Below are 17,356 nucleotides of genomic sequence, written 5' to 3'. Positions count from 1 at the left end.
ATTCACTGACCAGCTTCCGAAGTTCATCCATGTCAGCTATTACCTCGATCGTGTTTGTAATTTCCTTTTCAAGAAGTAATTTTCTTAGATACTCTGATCTGGAAATCCCAAGCATAGATGCTCCCTGGTCTAAAAGAGCCATCTCTGCATCAGTAAGTCGTACAGCTACAAAATGTGGATGTGTAACTTCTTTTCTTTTATTTTTTCTCTCCATATTCCTCCCTTCCAACGGAATCTTTCATCACATTGTGATGCCAACATAGGTATAAATGGCTGTCCCTTCCATTTGTACTATTGTTGCTGCGACCACTTTTTCAGTGGAAGCCAAAAGACATCTGTGATGTCAAAAACGAGGGCATGGGGAAACGGAATCCCCATCAAGATGAAAACCCGTAAGTGTAACAGTTGCCAAAATGGCACTACTGTTAAACACGGGTGGATCTTGCTCTTAGAAAAAGAACCTCTCACTTATATGGGAAAAGAGAGCCCCTTATACAACATGGAAATGAAAAAACCTCGCTATGGTAGAAATATGATTTTGTTGATATAATCAGAATATGATTCTTGAGGAGTATACAAATGGGATTATTTCGGAAAAAAGGAAGATCTGACATAGACGCATGGGCAAAAGTCATGATACAGGGGTATAAAAAGGGAATGCCAATAGACAAAGCAGTTTTGGAGCAGGCAACCGATCAGAGTATCAGAAATGACTGCCGGATTATTAGGGAAAGTGTTCAGATTGTCATGCGTTCTTCTGATTATGAGGTTTGTGAAAAACGGAAAAAATTAATCGAAGAAAGATATCAGCACTTGAAAACACTGCTTCCTTTTGCTGATGCGGATCAGTTGAAATTATATGATGAATCAATGGATCAGATCGTTTGTCTGAACCAACAGATTGAAAGCAGAAATGAAACACAGAAAGAAAATATAAGACAAAAAAGAAAGCAAAAGCAGGATGCATTGTGGGAAGTAACCGGTGTTTCCTATATGATGGATGAGTTCAGCGATTCAAAGAAAAAGAAGAAATGATATGACGTGGAGGAATGATAGATGGTAAAACCGATAATGAAAGACGTGTTCTTTCTGGGACAAAAATCAGAACCGGCGACAAAGGCAGATCTGCAGGTGGGAAAAGATTTGCAGGATACCTTACAGGCAAATCGCGCCGGTTGTGTGGGTATGGCTGCGAATATGATTGGAGTGAAAAAGCGAGTCATTATTGTGAATATGGGATTCGTAGATATCGTAATGTTTAATCCGGTACTGCTGAGTAAGGATACTCCGTATGAAACGGAAGAAGGATGTCTCTCCCTTACCGGCGTGAGAAAAACCACAAGATATGAAAATATCGAAGTGGAATATTATGATATGAACTGGAAAAAGCAGCGGCAGAAACTGAGCGGCTGGCCGGCACAGATCTGCCAGCATGAGCTGGATCATCTGGAAGGGATTTTGATTTAAGAAATTTTTGAAATAACAGGAGCGACTGCTTATGGCATCGGAACGAACGGACGAATTATACAAGGTTTTGCTGGACAGAGGATATCCAAAAGAGTTCTGTGCGGAAATAGCCTATAAAAATATGAATACAGATTATACCGCAACCCGGATGTTGGGATATTTGTACCGGGTAAGCAATCCCCGGATTGAAGATCTGGTGGATGAGATGCTGGCGATCTTAAGTGACCGGGATGCAATCATCCAGAAAAAAGAGATGGAACATGCCCAGGCGGTGATTAATGAGATCTACAGAAATGGGCTATAGGAAATCCGTGAAACATTCAAGGCTTAGGGGAAGTAAATTTCTCCTGGGCTTTTTTACTGTCAAAAAGCCATGCAATTAAATGAGATTAAATGAGATTCGAGACTCTTTTATTTATTAGCCACTATAGTTGTGATATAATAAATTGTCTGAATCGGATAAGATGAGCTTATGAAAAGGAACTAATATGATAAGAAATAATATCGAAGTTGATGTAAAAACAAAATGTATAGAAAATGGAATTACTCAAGCTCAACTGGCAGAAGATATTGGAACAACAGCTCCTTATGTCAATCGTATCATCAAAAAGCAAGAAGGCGTTTTAAATAAGACCTTTGTTCAGATGATAGAATCTTTAGGGTATGATATCGAATTTCGTTATGTCGAACGTAAAGAAGCTAAATAACCTATTATAGGACGCGAAAATTACATATCCTATGTAAAATACAAATGGAGGTTCACTATGGGAGAAATAATAAAGATTGATTCTGCGAATCAAGGAGATACAGAAATGATTCGAGATGAAAGGGGAATCATGGAAAGTGCACAAAACATTCTATCCGATACCCTTTCCGATACAACAAATAGAAAAACACTGAGTATGCCTATTGCTCAATTAGCAACTCTGGGTGCTGGTGTGTCATCATTGCTACCAGCTTTACGAACAATCACTCAGACAACAACAATTGAAACACAGGGATTATATAGGCTTGCAAATGAAGCTGTCGGAGATACATTAAAGTTAGCCAAAAACGGAAATTTTTGGGGTGCTTTCAAAACAGCAGAAGGTACGTCAAAGTTTGCTCAGCTACAAGCAGCTGGACCTCTCACAGCTACCACAGAAGCTGTCGCTGCAGTAAATCCTGCAATAATGCTGATGGCTGTTGCACTTTTTTCTGTAGAACAGCAATTGGGAGAAATAAAGGAGATGCAAGAACAGATAATCGCATTTCTTGAGATTGAAAAGGAAGCTGAAATTGAAGCAGACGTTAAAGTGTTATCAGATATTCTTGAAAAATACAAAACGAATTGGGACAATGAATATTTTATATCTAATAATCATAAGCTGGTCCTTGATATTCAACGTACAGCACAAAAAAATATTGATGGATATCAGAAAAAAGTCAATGGCATATTAAAAGGGAAAAAATTGGCACTTGCACATGTACAGGTAAACATGACATTAAAAGAGCTGTTAAAGAAATTTAAATACTATCGTCTATCTCTCTATACATTTTCAATGGCGTCATTGATGGAAATAATGCTAAGCGGGAACTTTAGAGAAGAATATATCTTAGGAATAAAAACCAAAATTGAAAAGATGTCCATGGAATATCGTGAGTTATTTCAACAGTGTTCAGTATTCCTTGAAAAAATGAGTAAGGGTACTATTGATGCAAATATTCTCAAAGGCATTGGAACTGCAAGTAAGGCTGTTGGAAAATTAATTGGCAGTATACCGGTTGTTAAAGAGGGACCTGTGGATGAATTTCTAGAAGAAAGCGGGGCTTCTATTAGAGAGAGTGCAGAATCTATTGAATCTGGAATTTTGCAGGAATTTGCTCTTATAAGCAATCCCCAGACTGGTATTTATACAGCCAAAATGGAGGATATGATTCAGATATATAATCATACAGAACAGATTTGTTTTGATGAAAACAAAATTTATTTAATTGCAGGTTAAGGATAAGAGTTATGAAAAAGAAAATTATTGTACTATTATTGGCAATGTCAATGACGGCCTCAATTGTAGGATGTGGTGGAAACGCCACTCCTTCTGATTCATCAATTTCAACAACAGATACAAAAGAAGAATCTGTTGTAGTGGAGCCAACCGAAGAGGATTCTACCGAAGTGAGTGAGTCTGTAGATGATAATATAATTGAAGAAAATTCTGAAAATACATTAACTACAGATGAAGAAGCTGAATCTGTTGAGAATGAAGAAACAGAAGAAGCTGAAGAAGTGTTATCAAATACACAGCGCAATTCCGTAAACATGTTGAATTACATGACTGTTTTGACGCAAAGAATTAATCAGTCACCTAATAATCAAGCATTTCTTGAAGATGCTTATTCTTCTTTGAAGAATGATCTTTATCCAAATGCTGTTGATAGTAAAACACAAGCTCAATCAACAAATCTTCTTGATACCATTAATGGTTATCGAATGATTTCCGTTAAGAGAGATCGATTAGAGTACATATATGAGCAAAATCGAGCTCAAGCATTAAGACAGGCCATTCCTAATCCGATGGGATTACTAAGCGCAGTTCAGTCTGGAAGTACACTGAAAATGGCAGCATCCGTGTTATATATGGCTGTTGATGCTAAGAGCAGTTACGATTCAGCTACATCTCAGGCAGATCTTCAATACTTGAAGGATGGATGGGAATTAGATGATGAATCGGCAGACGAATTGCATAATAGTACTAAAAATGCTTTGAATTACATGTATAACATGGTTAGGGATTATGATCTTCCAGGTGATTATGCTTTGAATGATGAATCTGTGGAAGCGTTTGTAACATGGACTGCAAAGGATAATCTTGTAAGCAAAATCTCTTGGTTGGAAAGTAATCAGAATACCTACGAACAATTCGGACCTTATTGGTTGGAACTTGTTAAAGATTATTATGATTCTGAAGATTATGAGAACTGCTTAAATGCTCTATACAAATATGAAGGTATCTCTACAAGAATTTTCCGTAAGGATCTTGATTACGCAAAAGTATTACCAATGGCAATAATTGCAGCGAAAGAAACCATGTCAGAGAGTGATTATATTACCTTTGCTGATAAGTATTGTGATTTGATTCTTTCAAATACAAAAAAATATAAAGATGGTGAAGATTTCGATTGGAGTATTCGATATTTTACAGCTCAGATATATATTGATCTTTTTGCAAAAACTGAAAATCGCTCATATTTAGAAAATGCATATGCTATTGCGTTTGAAAATGTAAATATTCTTGCTGACGGTCAAAGAGCTCAGAATGAAATATATTTGGCTGATATCAAGAAAGTAGAAGTCAAGAAAGGATCAACCAAAAGAGAAAAAAAAGAAGCCAAAGAATATAACAAAGCCTTGGAAAAAGAACGCAAAATTGCTTTGCCACCTGTAAACGAGTCTCTTTATTTGAATTGTGATTTATTATTTGCCTTAGCTGATGAAATAGATATCTCGCAGAAAGAAAAAGATAAAATCGTTTCTATTCTTCACGAAAATAATGATCCGATCTTTCTGACAGAAGCATTAGATAATAGATTTTGGTTTGGGAAAAATACTGGCGATATTAAAGCAGACGATATCTCTATCGAATTCAATGGCGAAAAGTTGATTATTCCAGCAACATGTATTTCTGATCGCTCAACAATTTCACTTACCATTTCAAATGGAAAAAAAGATACCGTTATAGATGATTGGATAGTAGATGAAGTAAAGCGGCAAAAAAAAGCTAGTGTATCTGATTACACAGTTACTTACATGAGCGAGAAAGCTGAAAAGTACAAATATCAGGATGGTGACGTTATTACTATTTCCGTTACGCCAGTAGCAGAATCACCTGACAAAAATCTAGTATTTGTATATAATGCCAAAAAAGTAAAAAAAGCATTTATTATAAATAGTATTGCCTTTGAAAGGAAGAAAAAATGATTAAGCGCATAACTGCTTTTTGCCTTGCATTGGTATTAGTATCAAGTGTTCCTATAACGACCTATGCCGCCTGTAACGATCAGCAAAGCGAAACCTATGTTACACAAATTATTTTTGGAGACAATGCTTTGCAACGCCAATCAGACGACAATGTAAAGCTGCTGATGGACGCACTATATTTGTGCAGTGAGCAATCTGATAACTTGGGGCAAGAGAAACTTGATAATTTGAAACTGCACAAAGTAAGAAAAGTACCTTCTTTATCAGACATCAATATAAAAGATGATTGTTTGTTGGATTGTGCTCACAACAGTTGGGAATATGAGTATAAAAACAATGTTGAGATTAAGAATACAAGAAAGAAAATACTTAATAACAGCGTAAATAAGGTTTTTGACTTTGGCTTCATAAACAACCTATTTGGTAGTTCAAGTGGCAAGTGTGAAAGCTTTTCAGCACTTCTTTACTACTCTCACATTTTGTCGGATTATTTAGCAAGTGATCCGTCTGAAACAACTGCCAATGTAAAAGGAAAAGCTATTGAAGGATATTCTGGGCAACCGTATGTAATAATTAATGGCGATAAGCCTTATTTTACCGCACAAGAAAAAAAGAATATTGGATCATATTATGAGTATAGTGGTATGGATTCTTATGGAAGATGTGGCGTTGCTTATGCTTGTTTAGACAAAGAAGAAGTAACCAAATCTGGTCCACGAAAAAATATCACAGGCATTACACCATCTGGATGGAGTTTTGACAAATACCCTAATATAGTTAATTCTGGTGCCGGTGCTGCATATCTGTATAATAGATGTCATCTTATTGCGCATGGACTAGGTGGCGCAGACGACAAGAATAATCTAATTACGGGAACTCGTTATATGAATGCAGATATCATGGAACCATTAGAAAGTGATGTCATGGATTATATTAAAAAAACTGGGAATCATGTTTTATACAGAGTGACGCCAATATATAAGAGTGATAATCTTGTGGCATCGGGGGTTCAAATGGAAGCATATTCGATAGAAGATTCAGGTGAAGGTGTTTGCTTTAATCGATATTGTTATAATGTTCAACCAGGGGTTCGTATTAATTATATGAATGGGAAAAGTGAAGTTTCTGATGTGACATTTGAAAAAGACAATGTCATTCCATTTGCAACATATAATCCAAGTGAACAAAATCCTGATTTGATTTATGAAATGAAAAAGCATTTGAAGATTTTATTTGATGATCCAGATACAAAAATGACCTATGATTCTATGATTAGTCAGATTGATGCAATAGCAACAGATGCAAGAAAGGTCGGAATAAACGACGAAAATCCTGCCAAATGTTATCTTGAAACAAAGGAACTAGAGTATGAATATTTTGAAGTATTGAAAACTTATGTTCCAATGATGTTAGAAAAACAGGAATTTTTTAAATCAGCATTTCAATAAACTAAAAAATGGTTGATGACGTAAGTCCTCAGCCATTTTTTTGATTGCCAGTCAAAAAACAAGCAACGAGCATTTGCCGTAATATATTTATTGATAACACAATAAAACATGATATAATTAAATACAACATTATTAAGGAATGGGGTTGGACTATGAAAAAGATACTATTAACGATTGTTATAGCAATGACCATGATTTCTTTAACCGCATGTGGTAATGCAGTTGATAACACCAAAAAGGCAGTTGAAACTTATAATGAGGCTGTCAAAACCTACAACGAACAAGCTGGAGAATATATAACTGCATCTCAAGCAACGGTTGATGCAAACGAAGAGTTAAATAGCGCTATGACTGCCGCCCAGGAGGTAATTAACAAAGGAGAAGAACCTTTTGACGAAGAAACGCTTGCCACTCTTAAAGCAGCAATCAGTACGGCCTCTGAGAAACAGATAGCTGATCCTGAACTTCTTCCAGTATATGAAGAAGTGACAGTAGATGAGAATGCTTCTAAGGAAGATTTGAAAGCTATGAAAGAAAAGGCAGAATCTGATACAAAAGCAATTCAAGAAGTTGCTGTTCCAGATGAAATCCCAGAAGTTCCAAATTATTCTGAAAACATTACAGCAATTAATGAGGCAAAAAAGGCTTACGAAGATAGCATTCAAGGATTAAAACAAATCACTGCACCAACAGATGACTTTGTTATGGATCGATTAAAAAATATTGAAACAATTGCAGAAATGGCACCTGTTACAGAAGACCATGATCCAAATGGACAATTAAATAAGCAAGGTGGTTACATTGGATGTATTTATTTTAGGGACACGCAGGTAGATCGTTCCAAATTATATATTGAAAAAGATAACGTTATTGATATCGGAACAGACGGCGGCGGAGCGATTGAAGTATATACTACCAAAGAAGAGGCAACATCAAGAAGCGATTATCTTGGCACATTCGATTCGACAGGATTTGCTTCTGGATCTCATTACGTATACGGAACACTTGTAATTAGAACTTCTAATTATCTCAACGGAACTCAGCAAAAAGAGCTTACCCAGAAAATATTAGATGAATTGATTAAAGTTAAATAAAATTAAATGCATGGGCAGATATCTCAAATGGTATCTGCCCTTTCTTCGTATGATTCAATTCATACGGAGGTTTCTTTTTGCCCTTTTTCTCATCTTGACATTTTTTTACTAAAACATGTTGTATAAGCCCCTCTGAAACTTTGGATATATAGAGGGACATTTATATCCGCGAGCAACGAGCCAAGCGGACATGCTTGCATGTCCATTTGGCGACTGCCGCGAGAGCCAAATGCCCCGTCACTTGCGGGAGTATTTGGAATGTCGCCTCCAAAATAATGAAATGTGAGGTAATGACATATGTCAGAGAAAAGATGTTATACAGTAAAAGAGTTACAGGAGATTCTTGGTGTCAGCAGACCGACAATATATAACCTTCTGAAGAAAAATGAATTTCGGTGGATCCAGCTGGATGGCGGAAAGTACCGTATTTCCAAAAAGAGCTTTGATGACTGGCTGGATAAGCTGCCGGAATCTTCCAACTAATCTCCTATTCGGATGAAAAATCGACATCCTAAATTTTTTTGAAAAAGTGCGGTATGGTATGGGAAGAAGGAGGAAAGCTTCATGGATGAGAAGGGAAAAATGAATACCGAGAAATACGAAGAATTGATAAAGGAAGTGAAAGCAAACAGCCCATACAAGAGGCTGTCTTCTGCGAAAAAGAAATGGATGAGTGTTTCTGAGATGGGCGAGCTCCTGGGGCTTAAAAAGACGGATCGGTATTGGCTGGTACATAAAAACTTTTTTGAGACCAAAGAGATTGCCGGAAAGATGCGGGTCAATATTGAGAGTTTTGAAAAGTGGTATGCGAATCAGATTAAATATCATAAAGTCAACGGAGAAGAACCGGGAAAGGAATTGAAAGAATGGTCTTATTCTGTTCCGGAACTTGCAGAAATGCTGGAGCTTACAGATGGTGTCGTTTATGACCTGATCAAGCGGAATAATATCGAAGTCGTGATTGTGGACTATTGGAAACGTGTACCAAAAGCTGCATTTCAGAAATGGTATGACGGACAGTCCAGATACCGCACGAAAGAGGATAAAAAGAGGGACGCCGAAATGGAGGCCGCTACTCTCACTATGCCGGAAATGGCCAGACAGCTGGGAATCACCAGAAATCAGGTATATGGCATCCTGAATAGTCAAAAGTATCAGCATCTCTTTGAGTTCGTCACGATCGCTGATCGAAAAAGAATCACGAAGGAAAGCTTTCAGAAGTTTCTGGAAGGGCAGGATGAATATCATCTGGATCCGGCGAACGATTATGAAGAACTGGCAATGGAAGAAAATGTGGCACTGGCGAATTATCGGAGAAAGAAACTGGCACAGACCGGGGAACGAGGAAGGAATGGCAATCTGCAGTATCTTACTATAGATGAAGCAGCCTTTATGGCAAAGGTCAGCCGGTCCATGATAAATGTCTGGTACACAAAAGGATATTTTCCGGTTGTAAAAATAAGGAATCATGTTCGGATCAAACGAAAAGAATTTGAAGCATGGCTGGAAAAGAGAAATACAGAAAGGGGCTGTTAGATTATGGCATCGATCAGAGAACGAAACGGAAAATTTAATGTGATCTATTCCTATACTGATGCAGACGGGAAACGGAAGCAGAAATGGGAAACTTATGCTACAAAGGCAGAGGCAAAGAAACGCAAGAAAGAAATCGAGTATAAAGAAGAAATGGGATCCATGATAATCCCGCAGTGTAAAACCATGAAGGATCTTCTGGCAGAATACGTTGCCCTGTATGGAAAAGACAACTGGGCATTATCTACGTATGATGGAAATGTTTCTCTCATAAATAATTATATCCTTCCGATCATCGGGGATGAAAAACTGTCGGAGATCAATACCCGTTTTATTGAAAAATATTATCAGAGGTTGTTGAAAGCTCCGGCTGTGGTCAATCCTATGATTGGGAAAAGAAAGAATGAATATGTATCTACCAGTACCATCAGAGATATCCATAAACTCCTCCGAAGCTGTTTTAAACAGGCTGTCAAATGGGAGTTGATGGAGAAGAATCCTTGTATCTATGCGACCGTACCAAAACATAAAACAAAGAAACGGGAGATCTGGACTGCCGAAACTCTGATGTACGCACTGGAAGTATGTGAGGATGATCGGCTAAAGCTGGCAATGAATCTTTCCTTCTCCTGCTCTCTCCGGATCAGTGAGCTTCTGGGGCTTACCTGGGATTGTGTGGACATCTCGGAGGAAGCAATTGAGGAAAACCGGGCATATCTGTTTATCAATAAGGAATCCCAGCGGGTGAGCAAATCCGCTTTAAAAGAGCTGGATGCAAAAGATGTGCTGCTGATATTTCCAGAAAAAAGCAAGACCAATAAAACAGTCCGTGTTTTGAAAACACCGAAGACAGACAGCAGTGTCCGAAAGGTTTTCCTTCCAAAGTCTGTCGCAAAGATGCTGATCGAATGGAAAGAAAAACAGGATGAGACAAAGGAAGTTCTTGGAGATGAATACATGGACTATAACCTGGTCATGGCAAGTACGTTTGGTCTTCCTTTGGGGGATGGCGCGATCCGGAAGCCATTAAATCAGTTGATTAAGGACTATGATCTCCCACCGGTTGTTTTCCACAGTCTCAGACACAGCAGTGTTACCTATAAGTTGAAACTGAATGGTGGAGATATTAAGGCTGTCCAGGGAGATTCCGGACATGCCCAGGTCAGCATGGTTACGGATGTATATTCCCACATCCTGGATGATGACCGGAAGAAAAATGCAGAGCTGTTTGAAGAAGCATTTTATGAGAAAAAAGATCTGGATCCGCAGATGCATCCGAATACAGCACAAAACACGGTAGCGGTTCCGGAAGGCGTGGATGCAGAACTGCTTGCAAAGGTTCTTAATAATCCTGAGATGGCGGCACTGCTTGCGTCACTGGCGAAGACAATGAAGTGAAAAATAGTGAAAAAATGGGTTTCGTTAAAAGGAATGTTAAAAATATATCTCCATCATGCTAATTGATATCACCGTCATTTGATGGTAAAATGATGGAGATAATATTAAAATGAAGGAGATTTCGATGAGAAGTTTTGATTATATAAAAACTCCGGAGCAATTGCTAAAACCTGAAATTGTTCAGATGGTCGGAAGCATTCATGAGCATAAAGGTAAGCAGGAATTGTTTCTTGAAGCCAATATAGACGAATTGAAAACTCTGCTGGAAGTTGCTTTGATTCAAAGTACAGGGGCTTCTAACAGGATTGAAGGTATTTATACTACCGACAAACGTTTGGAAGAATTAGTAAGACAGAAAGCCGAACCACGTAACCGGTCTGAACAGGAAATATCCGGATACCGGGAAGTTCTTGCCACTATCCATGAAAGTTATGAGTATATTAATCCGAGACCCAATATTATTTTACAATTGCATCGGGATTTATACTCATATTCCGGAGGAAATGCTGGTGGAAATTATAAAAATTCGGATAATGTAATTGCAGAAACAGATGCAGAAGGTCATCAAAAAGCGCGTTTTATCCCGGTGCCGGCATTTCAGACTCCAGAAGCTATGAATGAACTTTGTACAAATTTTCTGGAAGCATGGGAAGCAGATCGAATAGATAAGTTGATTCTTATCCCTATGTTTATTCTTGACTTTCTGTGTATCCATCCATTTAATGATGGAAATGGGCGAATGAGCCGCCTGTTAACACTTCTTTTGTTTTATAAAGCCGGCTATATTGTCGGAAAGTATGTCAGTGTTGAAATGCTGATTGAAAAGACAAAAGAAACTTATTATGAGGCATTACAGGAAAGTTCCAATGGATGGCACGAAAATGAAAACAGTTATGAGTCATTTGTAAAATATTATCTGGGAATTATACTGAAAGCATACAGTGAGTTTGAGGGGCGTGTAGAGCACCTGAAAAACAGAAGCCTTTCAAAGCCGGATCGTATAAAGGCAGTGATTGATAATAAGGTAGGAAAAATTACCAAAAAAGAAATCATGGAGTTATGTCCGGATATAAGCAAGGTAACTGTAGAAAGGACCCTGACGGAACTGGTTAAAAGTGGATATATCGCAAAAGTAGGTGCCGGGCCGGCAACTGGATATGTTCGTATTTAAATCGGCTGTCGTGGTCGAAACACCATAGACAAATTTTCAATAACGGTGTATAGTAATAATAGAAATCTGGTCAATTGAATATTGTTTATCATTCCCGCTTGTAAGGGGATGGTAGCCGGAAGATGATATCTGTCAGTAACAACAGAGCTTTCCCCGGATGTTAGCAGCTGCAAAGAATCTGCTAATTTTCAGGTCTTATCTGGTCTTGACAGAAAGGGTATTCAGATTACCAGAATTTGATTCGAAAATAAAAAAAGTCCTTGATAATAAAGGGCTAAATATATCAGTTCTTGACAGGGATTAACAGAACCACAGAGCTCTCCTAAGCGAAGGGTCGGAGGTTCAAATCCTCTTGTCGACGGTGGGCATCGGAATGATTAGCAGAAATTGCGAAATCATTCCGATTTGTCTTTCTAACGGTAAAAAATCACTCCGTTTTACCCTCGGAATTGCAAACGAAATAGGGATTCGGATAATGAAAATTTCCCAACAAAAAAGTACCTATTTCCAAAACAGGAAAATGAATTCTTCTAAGAAATTATGGCGACGATGCTGTTTTCGCCAGTATGGTTAGCGTTAAGTATTGTTAAAATCAGTACTTTCTTAGCAAAAATTCATCGAATGACAACTCTATATAAGTTATCGAATGACAATGCTCATTCACAGATCTGTAAATGGTCTCGTGAATGGGCATTTTTCTTTGCATTTAAATAGCCAAAAAAGGAGGGAATTCTAATGAATTGCAAAAAGAATGCGAACAGCAATCCGGGCGAAGAAAGGCAACTGTTTCATCCAGAGAGTGAGAAAGTCGTAGAGATCGGACTGGAGCGATTAAGGCCATTTAAAAATCATCCATTCAAAGTCAAAGAAGATGAGGCCATGGCACAGCTCATGGAAAGCATCGAACGGTATGGAATTCTGAATCCGCTGATCGTGATGCCGACGAGAGAAGGCGTCTATCAGATCGTCTCGGGACATCGAAGAAAATATTGTGCCGAGAAACTTGGATATACCCAGGTACCGGTGATCATCCGATACATGAAAGAAGAGGATTCCATCATTTCCATGGTGGATTCCAATCTTCATCGGGATAAGATCCTGTTCAGTGAGAAGGCCTTTGCTTACTACATGAAGAATGAAGCGATGAAAAGAAAAACCGGAAAACGAAGAAGAACCCAGGAAGGACAGCTGGAATCCATCAAAGGAACCAAGACGATTCAGCTGATCGGAAAGGAAACGGGGGAAAGTCCGAGACAGGTACTCAGGTATATTCGTCTGACATTACTGGTTCCGGAGTTACTGGATATGCTGGATGAGGGAAAAATCTCCTTTAATCCGGCGGTGGAACTCTCCTTTTTATCTGAAGTCGAGCAGAAATGGGTACTGAACGGTATGGATTACGCGCAGGCAGCTCCTTCCGTATCTCAGGCTAAGCGGATCAAGGCTTTGAGCCAGGAAAAGAAGCTGACCCAGCAGAAAATCAACGAGATCCTGAGTGAAATCAAGAAGTCAGATATGAGCAGAGTTATCTTCAAGAACTCTCAGATGTATAAATATTTCCCTCGCCATTACAGTGCAGAGCAGATGAAGGAAGAAATCATTGCCCTTTTAGAGAAAGATTTAAAACGCAAAGAACGCCAGAGAAAGAAGGAGGAAAAGAAAAATGTGTAAGGTTATTTCAATCGCAAACCAGAAAGGTGGAGTCGGAAAGACTACTACAGCAGTGAATTTAGGAATTGGATTGGCAAGAGAAGGTAAGAAGGTCCTTCTGATTGATGCGGATCCGCAGGGATCCTTGAGTGCCAGTCTTGGCATCGGGGAACCGGATGAGATTAAGACAACATTGGCAACTATCCTTATGAATATTGTAAATGAGAACAACATCGATCCGGAAGAAGGTATTTATCACCACGAGGAAGGTGTGGATCTGCTTCCAGGTAATATTGAATTGTCCGTTATGGAACTGACTCTGGCCAATGTGATGAGCAGGGAGATGATCATGCGAGAGTATATCGAGATACAAAGAGAAAGATACGATTACATCATTATCGATTGCATGCCATCCCTGGGAACTATGACTATCAATGCCTTGGTTGCTTCTGATAGCGTACTCATTCCTGTTCAGGCTGCATACCTGCCGGTTAAAGGTCTTCAGCAGCTGATCAAAACTATATCTATGGTAAAGAGACGTTTGAACAGACGACTGACAATCGAAGGAATCCTTCTTACTATGGTAGATTTTAGAACAAATTATGCGAAAGATGTATCTTCAAAGGTTAGAGAAACCTATGGAACTAACATTCCAATATTTGAAAGTGTCATTCCAGTATCGGTAAAAGCAGCTGAGGCCAGTGCTGAGGGAATCAGCATCTATGGTCACTGTGCAAACTGTAAAGTCGCTACAGCTTATAAAGAATTGACGAAGGAGGTGTTGAACGATGGCAAGTAAGATGAGCGAGAGATTGAATTTCAAGAGTGTGGAAGAATTGCTTGGTGTAGTAAATGAAGAAGCAGCTATGGATATCGAAATCTATAAGATCAGTGGATTTAAGGGGCATCCTTTCAAGGTAATTGATGATGAGAAGATGCAGGAACTGGTGGAAAGTATAAAGGTAAACGGTGTATTATCACCGGTTCTGATCCGGCCAACAGGCATGGATACTTATGAAATGATTTCCGGTCACAGAAGACTGCATGCTGCACAGCTGGCAGGACTTACTGCAATCCCTTCTATTATCAGAGAGATGACAGATGATGAAGCGGTAATTGCAATGGTGGATGCCAATATCCAGAGGGAGGAGTTACTGCCGAGTGAGAAGGCATTTGCTTTTAAGATGAAATTAGATGCAGTAAAGAGACAGGCTGGAAGACCCAAAAATAATTTGTCTCATAATGAGACAAATTTCAGAGCAGATGAAGCAATTGCAGAACAAGTTGGTGATAGCCGAGCTCAGGTCAGAAGATATATTCGTTTAACAGAGTTAATTCCTGAGTTACTTGAATATGTTGATCTGAAAAGAATTCCGTTTACATCCGCAGTTGAGATCTCTTACCTTGATCAGGAAATCCAGAAGTGGCTGTTTGAGTACATCAGAGATAACGGACTGGTCAAACCAAAGCAGATTGCCTTACTGAGAGAAGCATGTAAAACCGGAATTATGACAGAAGGTAAGCTGATAGCAATCCTTAATGATAGCCAGCCGGGCCGAACGCCAAGTACTAAGAATCTTATTTCAGAGAAGAAACTGAGAAAGTATTTTCCATCTGATTACACTGAGGAAGATATGAGAAGTGTCATTGTGGAACTTCTGGAACAATGGAGTCAGGGAAAGGAGTCTGAATAATATGGAATTTGATTATTACTATGGATCCCAGGCTGACCAGTTCAGTTTTATACGGATACCAAGGATGCTGTTGGCAGAGGAAACATTTTCTTCATTAACATTGCAGTCAAAGATGCTGTATTCAGTACTTCTAGATCGCATGTCCTTGTCCATGAAAAACGGATGGTTCGACGAAGAAAACCGAGTGTACATCATCTATCAGATATCAGAGATTCAGTCAGATCTAGGATTTTCCAAGAGAAAAGCTATGGATTATCTGGCAGAACTTGAAACATTCGGACTGGTTCAGAAGAAAAAGAGAGGTTTTGGACTTCCGAGCATCATATACGTCAAGAGTTTTCTGATCCGGAAAGATTATTCCAGAAGTATCGATATCGGAACTTCAGCAGGAAAACAGATACTTTCCAGAAGTACGGATTTTCGCACCTCTGATGCTATAAAATGTACCTCAAGAGGTAGCGGTTCCGGCACCTCTGAGGTTACCAAATCGACACCTCCAGAAGTGACAGAATCAGCACCTCTTAATAATAAGACTAATACAAACAATATTTACCAGAGTGAGATTAAATCGAATCATATCTTATCTGCTGATGCAGATACGATGCGATGTGATCCAGATCAAAACGATATCATGAAAGCCTATGAGGAAATCATCAAAGAAAATATAGAATACGATGCACTTCTTCAAGCCAACAGGTTTGATGAAGAATTGGTACAAGGGATCTTTGATCTGATTCTTGAAACAGTTGTGAGTCAGAGCGAGACGATCCTGATTGCCAGTGAAAGATATCCGGCGGCTCTGGTAAAGAGTAAATTCCTGAAGCTGAATTACATGCACATTGATTATGTACTCAGTTGTATGAGAGGAAACACGACGAAAGTCAAAAACATCAAGAAATATTTACTGGCCACTTTGTTTAATGCACCGACGACTATTGAGGGTTACTACAGAGCTGAAGTAAATGCAGATATGCCACAGTTTGCTGGCTGAAAGGAGAATTTATGAGAGTGATTTTAATTATCTTAAAACTCATTGGAAGAATTATACTTATTCCGGTATGGCTGATCCTTACTTTTATCGGAGTATGTGTCAGCGCAGTAGTTAATCTCTACTGCGTAGCAAAGGGACTTGTTGGACTGCTTCTTGGAGCAATGTTTGTGTGTACCTTCATCTGGTACCGCACCCGGTTCATGAACTATATCCTTTTGGGAGTTGCTGAATTCATGCTGGTAGGAGTATTGGCTGCAGGAGCATTTATCCTGGCACTTGTAACAGAAGCAAGAGACGGTGTGGGAAGATTTATTATCGGAGGTTGAGAAGATGGAAAAAGAAAAATATATTCAGTTACCGCCAATTCCGGAAGAACTGGATGGAAATGTCGTTCGTATGATTTGGGAATACACAAAACTTCCAGAGAAGGAACGGCAGTTTGTTTATGAACAGTATAAAGTTTTAAGCGATAATTCCAGTAGTGAAAGTGATGTTAACGCTGTTTTAATTAAGCCAGATCATCCGGAAAAAATTGAGGAATTCGGAAATAATATGAAGGCTGTCATTGCAGAATTATTCCGGGAAGCGGTAGGATTAGCCCAATATGTTTACGAGGAATGTTTTGTAAATGGAAAAGATGTAGAAGAAATTTTGAGTGATGATCCCAGAAAGACGGAAGCTATTATTGCAACGTATATGCTGTTTTTGAATAATGGAAACGGAGATGTAGGGATGCCGTCATAATAATTCAATAACATATAATTTCACCACAGAAGAATTCTGAATTTATAAACAAAAAGACTGTTCGCAATTACCGGACAGTCTTTTTGTTATGGACATGCTGTAGATTTAATTTACGACTGCGAGTACAATATATAACTAAAACTTCCCACACCGATACGGTGTGTTGAACCTTGAAAATTCAATATTTCAGCCAATAAAAAAGGCATAA

The 17,356-nt window shown here is 38.6% G+C and carries 19 protein-coding genes; 18 read left to right on the top strand and 1 reads right to left on the bottom strand.

Annotation, left to right across the window (positions count from 1 at the left end):
- Positions 1 to 214: DUF6290 family protein (locus tag WMO25_RS05395; RefSeq protein ID WP_435384300.1), on the bottom strand; the 214-nt coding region annotated here is incomplete at its 3' end.
- A gap of 365 nt (positions 215 to 579) precedes the next feature.
- Between WMO25_RS05395 and WMO25_RS05390 the strand changes: the two genes are divergently transcribed.
- The 18 genes from WMO25_RS05390 to WMO25_RS05305 all read left to right on the top strand — a co-directional run bounded on the left by WMO25_RS05390 (position 580) and on the right by WMO25_RS05305 (position 17,148).
- A complete protein-coding gene (locus tag WMO25_RS05390; RefSeq protein WP_349084477.1) occupies positions 580 to 1,035 on the top strand; it encodes a hypothetical protein in 456 nt (151 codons plus the stop codon).
- A gap of 21 nt (positions 1,036 to 1,056) precedes the next feature.
- Entirely contained in the window at positions 1,057 to 1,467 is a 411-nt protein-coding gene (locus tag WMO25_RS05385) for a peptide deformylase (protein WP_075671588.1), read from the top strand.
- Positions 1,468 to 1,498: 31 nt separating this feature from the next.
- A complete protein-coding gene (locus WMO25_RS05380) occupies positions 1,499 to 1,771 on the top strand; it encodes a hypothetical protein (RefSeq protein WP_216697600.1) in 273 nt (90 codons plus the stop codon).
- 184 nt (positions 1,772 to 1,955) lie between these two features.
- Entirely contained in the window at positions 1,956 to 2,174 is a 219-nt protein-coding gene (locus tag WMO25_RS05375) for a helix-turn-helix domain-containing protein (RefSeq protein ID WP_154580909.1), read from the top strand.
- 57 nt (positions 2,175 to 2,231) lie between these two features.
- The gene (locus tag WMO25_RS05370; RefSeq protein WP_349084474.1) at positions 2,232 to 3,452 is read left to right on the top strand and encodes a hypothetical protein; all 1,221 of its coding nucleotides are present in this window, start codon (positions 2,232 to 2,234) and stop codon (positions 3,450 to 3,452) included.
- 11 nt (positions 3,453 to 3,463) lie between these two features.
- Positions 3,464 to 5,425 (top strand): hypothetical protein, encoded by a 1,962-nt coding sequence (locus tag WMO25_RS05365; protein WP_349084473.1) that lies wholly within the window; start codon positions 3,464 to 3,466, stop codon positions 5,423 to 5,425.
- Positions 5,422 to 6,873, top strand: a complete 1,452-nt coding sequence (locus WMO25_RS05360; protein WP_349084472.1) for a DNA/RNA non-specific endonuclease — start codon at positions 5,422 to 5,424, stop codon at positions 6,871 to 6,873. The genes WMO25_RS05365 and WMO25_RS05360 overlap by 4 nt, the downstream gene beginning before the upstream one ends.
- A 152-nt stretch (positions 6,874 to 7,025) precedes the next feature.
- Positions 7,026 to 7,967: a hypothetical protein gene (locus tag WMO25_RS05355; protein WP_349084470.1), complete on the top strand. Its 942-nt coding sequence runs from the start codon at positions 7,026 to 7,028 to the stop codon at positions 7,965 to 7,967.
- A 297-nt stretch (positions 7,968 to 8,264) separates the two neighbouring features.
- The gene (locus tag WMO25_RS05350) at positions 8,265 to 8,450 is read left to right on the top strand and encodes a helix-turn-helix domain-containing protein (protein WP_075671598.1); all 186 of its coding nucleotides are present in this window, start codon (positions 8,265 to 8,267) and stop codon (positions 8,448 to 8,450) included.
- Positions 8,451 to 8,531: 81 nt separating this feature from the next.
- Positions 8,532 to 9,503, top strand: coding sequence for a helix-turn-helix domain-containing protein (locus WMO25_RS05345; protein WP_349084468.1), 972 nt, complete (start codon positions 8,532 to 8,534; stop codon positions 9,501 to 9,503).
- A 3-nt stretch (positions 9,504 to 9,506) separates the two neighbouring features.
- Positions 9,507 to 10,898: a tyrosine-type recombinase/integrase gene (locus WMO25_RS05340; protein WP_349084467.1), complete on the top strand. Its 1,392-nt coding sequence runs from the start codon at positions 9,507 to 9,509 to the stop codon at positions 10,896 to 10,898.
- 109 nt (positions 10,899 to 11,007) lie between these two features.
- The gene (locus WMO25_RS05335) at positions 11,008 to 12,069 is read left to right on the top strand and encodes a Fic family protein (RefSeq protein ID WP_334305451.1); all 1,062 of its coding nucleotides are present in this window, start codon (positions 11,008 to 11,010) and stop codon (positions 12,067 to 12,069) included.
- 735 nt (positions 12,070 to 12,804) lie between these two features.
- Positions 12,805 to 13,740, top strand: coding sequence for a ParB/RepB/Spo0J family partition protein (locus WMO25_RS05330; protein ID WP_349084465.1), 936 nt, complete (start codon positions 12,805 to 12,807; stop codon positions 13,738 to 13,740).
- Entirely contained in the window at positions 13,733 to 14,518 is a 786-nt protein-coding gene (locus WMO25_RS05325; protein ID WP_349084464.1) for a ParA family protein, read from the top strand. Before WMO25_RS05330 ends, WMO25_RS05325 begins: the two co-directional genes overlap by 8 nt.
- Entirely contained in the window at positions 14,508 to 15,413 is a 906-nt protein-coding gene (locus WMO25_RS05320; RefSeq protein ID WP_349084463.1) for a ParB/RepB/Spo0J family partition protein, read from the top strand. Before WMO25_RS05325 ends, WMO25_RS05320 begins: the two co-directional genes overlap by 11 nt.
- Before the next feature lies 1 nt (position 15,414).
- Positions 15,415 to 16,404: a DUF6017 domain-containing protein gene (locus WMO25_RS05315; protein ID WP_349084462.1), complete on the top strand. Its 990-nt coding sequence runs from the start codon at positions 15,415 to 15,417 to the stop codon at positions 16,402 to 16,404.
- Positions 16,405 to 16,415: 11 nt separating this feature from the next.
- Entirely contained in the window at positions 16,416 to 16,730 is a 315-nt protein-coding gene (locus WMO25_RS05310; RefSeq protein ID WP_349084460.1) for a hypothetical protein, read from the top strand.
- Between the two features lie 4 nt (positions 16,731 to 16,734).
- The gene (locus WMO25_RS05305; RefSeq protein ID WP_349084459.1) at positions 16,735 to 17,148 is read left to right on the top strand and encodes a hypothetical protein; all 414 of its coding nucleotides are present in this window, start codon (positions 16,735 to 16,737) and stop codon (positions 17,146 to 17,148) included.
- Positions 17,149 to 17,356 lie beyond the last annotated feature (208 nt).

The organism is Coprococcus intestinihominis (assembly GCF_040096555.1).
In the GTDB taxonomy this organism is placed as follows: domain Bacteria; phylum Bacillota; class Clostridia; order Lachnospirales; family Lachnospiraceae; genus Coprococcus_A; species Coprococcus_A intestinihominis.
The sequence above is the reverse complement of the archived record's forward strand: the minus strand, read 5'-3'. Positions and strand labels throughout refer to the sequence as shown.

What these genes read in the sequence shown, in the direction of transcription:
- WMO25_RS05390 (WP_349084477.1), top strand. Translation starts at nt 580, where the DNA reads ATGGGATTATTTCGGAAAAAAGGAAGATCTGACATAGACGCATGGGCA.
- WMO25_RS05385 (WP_075671588.1), top strand. Translation starts at nt 1,057, where the DNA reads ATGGTAAAACCGATAATGAAAGACGTGTTCTTTCTGGGACAAAAATCA.
- WMO25_RS05380 (WP_216697600.1), top strand. Translation starts at nt 1,499, where the DNA reads ATGGCATCGGAACGAACGGACGAATTATACAAGGTTTTGCTGGACAGA.
- WMO25_RS05375 (WP_154580909.1), top strand. Translation starts at nt 1,956, where the DNA reads ATGATAAGAAATAATATCGAAGTTGATGTAAAAACAAAATGTATAGAA.
- WMO25_RS05370 (WP_349084474.1), top strand. Translation starts at nt 2,232, where the DNA reads ATGGGAGAAATAATAAAGATTGATTCTGCGAATCAAGGAGATACAGAA.
- WMO25_RS05365 (WP_349084473.1), top strand. Translation starts at nt 3,464, where the DNA reads ATGAAAAAGAAAATTATTGTACTATTATTGGCAATGTCAATGACGGCC.
- WMO25_RS05360 (WP_349084472.1), top strand. Translation starts at nt 5,422, where the DNA reads ATGATTAAGCGCATAACTGCTTTTTGCCTTGCATTGGTATTAGTATCA.
- WMO25_RS05355 (WP_349084470.1), top strand. Translation starts at nt 7,026, where the DNA reads ATGAAAAAGATACTATTAACGATTGTTATAGCAATGACCATGATTTCT.
- WMO25_RS05350 (WP_075671598.1), top strand. Translation starts at nt 8,265, where the DNA reads ATGTCAGAGAAAAGATGTTATACAGTAAAAGAGTTACAGGAGATTCTT.
- WMO25_RS05345 (WP_349084468.1), top strand. Translation starts at nt 8,532, where the DNA reads ATGGATGAGAAGGGAAAAATGAATACCGAGAAATACGAAGAATTGATA.
- WMO25_RS05340 (WP_349084467.1), top strand. Translation starts at nt 9,507, where the DNA reads ATGGCATCGATCAGAGAACGAAACGGAAAATTTAATGTGATCTATTCC.
- WMO25_RS05335 (WP_334305451.1), top strand. Translation starts at nt 11,008, where the DNA reads ATGAAGGAGATTTCGATGAGAAGTTTTGATTATATAAAAACTCCGGAG.
- WMO25_RS05330 (WP_349084465.1), top strand. Translation starts at nt 12,805, where the DNA reads ATGAATTGCAAAAAGAATGCGAACAGCAATCCGGGCGAAGAAAGGCAA.
- WMO25_RS05325 (WP_349084464.1), top strand. Translation starts at nt 13,733, where the DNA reads ATGTGTAAGGTTATTTCAATCGCAAACCAGAAAGGTGGAGTCGGAAAG.
- WMO25_RS05320 (WP_349084463.1), top strand. Translation starts at nt 14,508, where the DNA reads ATGGCAAGTAAGATGAGCGAGAGATTGAATTTCAAGAGTGTGGAAGAA.
- WMO25_RS05315 (WP_349084462.1), top strand. Translation starts at nt 15,415, where the DNA reads ATGGAATTTGATTATTACTATGGATCCCAGGCTGACCAGTTCAGTTTT.
- WMO25_RS05310 (WP_349084460.1), top strand. Translation starts at nt 16,416, where the DNA reads ATGAGAGTGATTTTAATTATCTTAAAACTCATTGGAAGAATTATACTT.
- WMO25_RS05305 (WP_349084459.1), top strand. Translation starts at nt 16,735, where the DNA reads ATGGAAAAAGAAAAATATATTCAGTTACCGCCAATTCCGGAAGAACTG.